Consider the following 3,208-nt stretch of genomic DNA (forward strand, 5'->3'; position numbering starts at 1 on the left):
GACACTGGAGCTCGTACGTCAAAAGTTCATGGGTGAACTCATGATACGTCCACCCTTTAGCTTCTGCTTTACGGAGAAGAGTCGGCAGCTCTTTGGCTGTTTCAGCCAACCGTAGGGTTCGGCATTGCTGTTGTAACAACTCAAAAGGATGGCTCATGACCCTCGCCCTCCCTTCAATACGTTCAAGTATGTATCGCTTGATCGTTCAGGCGCTTTCCATTCCATGTATTTTGGGTTGAGTGAAACGTCAGGAGAAGAAGAGAGCTGGACCTGCCGGTCCAGGGAATAAGCCATATCGCGAAAATCGTTGCCACTGATTAATTGGAGCTTTTGAATATCTTTTAGAGCTGCTTCTATGCTGTTTGGATGGGCTCGAATGGTTTGTTGAATCACCTTCAATTGATCGATCAAATGCCGTGGGTATTTTTCTGTTAATGCTTCGATAAACCACTGAATACCTGCTTTGTTAGAAAAAGCGTCCGACAGTTCATGAATTAAAAGACTGCGCTTGGATTCGCTTTTCACTCGATGCCGCGGGTCTGAAATAACGATCCCTTTTTTCTCGGAAAGAGGGTGTGTTGCTAACACAGGGCCCGTTGGTTTTAAGCGAATCAAAAGGGTACGCCCCTCTATGATCTGGAGGTATGCTTTATTTGATGCCTGTTCTCGATACGTGCCTGAGGGCACGCTATATCGATTCTGCAGGTAACGAATGACATTGTCCTTATGAATCGTTCTTGGTATACTGGAGGAAAGATGATGTTCAAATAGGTAAGTAGTAGAGACTTTTTGTAAGTGTTGCTTTTCCAGGGCGTGCACTTCGAAAGGTCTCTTTTTTATGTTGTGATGCACTTTCCTATTGCCGGTCCGCTTTAACCAGGCCAAGCAGGCTTCATTCCACGTCGCTAATTGATCGAACACTCGGTTTTTGCTGAAGTTGTATTTCACAAACTTCACGACCTGTTCGATTTTCCCTTTTGATTCTGGATCACTTTTCCGGCAAAGGTACACTTTAAAGCCTCGTGCTGTTTGGTATTTGGTAAATTCGGCTGTTAAAATGAGATCTCCGGCGTTCTCACTGACGGCGAGCAGCGCATCTTGATCATAAACCATCTCCGCCGGCATTCCTTCGTAATAGGCAAACGCATTTTCATGACATCTTACGACGTCAGCCGTGCGGAAGGGACGATCCAGCCACTCGACATACTTATAGCGAGAATGGGACAGGACAAAAGCAATGAAGTAAAGGCGTTTGTGTCCTCCCGTTTTCTTTTTCACGACGGTTTGTCCAAAATCGACTTGCCCCTGCTGCCCCGGAAAACTTTCAGGAGTGGCCGAATAGTTTCGGTGCTGTATTTTTTTGGGAATATGGTACATCTCGCGCAGCTCATTCACATAATTACGGACTGTATTTTCCGTAGCACCTCGAAAACTCATCCGTTCTTCCAACCAGTCATGGACCTGGGCCCCAGTCAAATCCGGGTGCTCCTGCAGCCAGTGGAGAATCGGATCCCGGAAGGGATCCAGCTTCTTTGACCGGTGGCGCAGGGAAATGAGAAAATCCTCAAATTCCTCCGGGGCCATCCCCATATAATCTTTTACCGTATTCCTCGACATATTTAGTTTTTTTGCAATCGAGTTAATGGAAAACCCTTCGGCATGTAACTGCCGGATCTCTGCATATTTCATAAATCGCTTCACTCCAAATTCCTCACTTTCAATAAACTAGCCTCAGCCTATTAAAAGTGTCATATTTGTAGGGAAATTGGTCAATCTTATTTGTGGAAACCTGCTCTGTCTTAATTGTGATAAATTGCTCTCTCTAGTTTATCGTTTACAATAACGGATGCTCCCAATAATGATCAGCCGCATGGGGAATATCAGGACTCAAAAAGGTATCAAAATCAATACGTTCTATTGTCTCTTTCTCAAAATCAATGGCAATTACTTTATCTTTTCTTTCTTCATAATGACTAACCAGGGTAGTTTCAAATTGAACATAAATATCATCAAAAACATATTCATTTTGTAATTCTATTAATAAAGCAGTTACATCATTGTAGGCCTCGGCTTTTATCATGTTATTAGTTAAATTATCACTGAGGTTAGTTAAATTAACATAAATATTAACATGATTACTTGCCTCATAATATTCGGTATCTATAAGGGCATCACCAAATATTTCTTTTGATATTTTGTTTGCAGTACTTTCAGGAGCAGTAGTTTCTTTTTCTGCTTTGGCAGTACTTTTACTTTCTTCCGGAAGTTCTCTCTCGTTGGACTCTTCTAATTCGCTACAGGCCCCGAAAACTAAAAGGCTTATCAGCGCCAACGTATACAGTAAATACTTTTTCATGTTATCCCTCAATTGAATATTATTAATTGGAAGTAAATGTTGAAAACAAAAAAATAAGTAACGGGTCGCCGCCGATTACTTATTACATTATTCATTTCGCTGCTCCATCTTGCAGAGGACAAACTCACGTATTTCTTCTTCGGTCCAGAGTTTATTGTGAACTCTCTCTTTATTCCTGTTTTAAAAGATATCATGTTTTTCAGCAAAGTTCGAGCTTTCTTTTATCGTTAATATATACATAGAAGCAGCCCCTTTTTATTAATTGCAGTAATTTTATTTATTTTAAAAAAACCCTATCTAGTTAAAGCAAATAAGAGCTTAAGGCTTTATCTAAAGAGTTTAAGGCTTTGATTTTGAAAGTTTGTCAAAGTTACCTATGAAATAATGTTCCATTAATTTACAATAAAGTATCAATGAGGTTTGGTGTTGTAGAAGGTATCTCTATTTGTTATTTTTTTAGTTATTTTATTTTTAAGATGCAAGGCAATATAGTTACATAACAGTTTTCAAAAGAAATATGTACGAATTAAACTAACTTACAGAAAGAGGGATTTATTTGCATTTACGTGTGCTTATCGATAACAATACCTGCATCGATCAATACTACTTAGGAGAACCTGGATTATCCACTTATATCGAAAAAGAAAATACCAGCATCTTAAATGAAGAAGAAATTAATACCAATGAGGTTATGGTTTAAGATGAAGCCTCTACTAAAGAGAGATCTATGGAAAGGCGCTGCCTCTATAAAAACTCCAGGAAGTAAAACAACGAGGTCAGGTACTTATAATGCACAGCTGAAAAGAACGGGAGGGTAATAAAGATGCAAAACATAGAAAAGTTTCATGTGAG

General features: G+C 39.7%; 2 protein-coding genes and 2 pseudogenes. 1 reads left to right on the forward strand and 3 read right to left on the reverse strand.

Translation table 11 applies throughout. The features are described from left to right. The 3 genes and pseudogenes from MMY81_RS36410 to MMY81_RS32960 form a co-directional block, all read right to left on the reverse strand. Nucleotides 1–157, reverse strand: a pseudogene (locus MMY81_RS36410) (ATP-binding protein); the annotation flags it as partial. Further along, complete coding sequence (gene istA, locus MMY81_RS32955; RefSeq protein ID WP_252312874.1) at nucleotides 154–1,701, reverse strand: IS21 family transposase; 1,548 nt, start codon at nucleotides 1,699–1,701, stop codon at nucleotides 154–156. The pseudogene MMY81_RS36410 and the gene istA, both read right to left, overlap by 4 nt. A 133-nt stretch (nucleotides 1,702–1,834) precedes the next feature. Beyond that, the gene (locus MMY81_RS32960) at nucleotides 1,835–2,356 is read right to left on the reverse strand and encodes a hypothetical protein (protein ID WP_252312873.1); all 522 of its coding nucleotides are present in this window, start codon (nucleotides 2,354–2,356) and stop codon (nucleotides 1,835–1,837) included. Nucleotides 2,357–3,084: 728 nt separating this feature from the next. Between MMY81_RS32960 and MMY81_RS32965 the strand changes: the two are divergent. Then, nucleotides 3,085–3,174: pseudogene (locus tag MMY81_RS32965) on the forward strand (toxin C-terminal domain-containing protein); the annotation flags it as partial. Between the last annotated feature and the right edge of the window lie 34 nt (nucleotides 3,175–3,208).

Source organism: Sinobaca sp. H24, assembly GCF_023845525.1.

Excerpts from the sequence above, each read along its gene's own strand:
- MMY81_RS32960 (WP_252312873.1), bottom strand. The coding sequence starts at position 2,356 with ATGAAAAAGTATTTACTGTATACGTTGGCGCTGATAAGCCTTTTAGTT.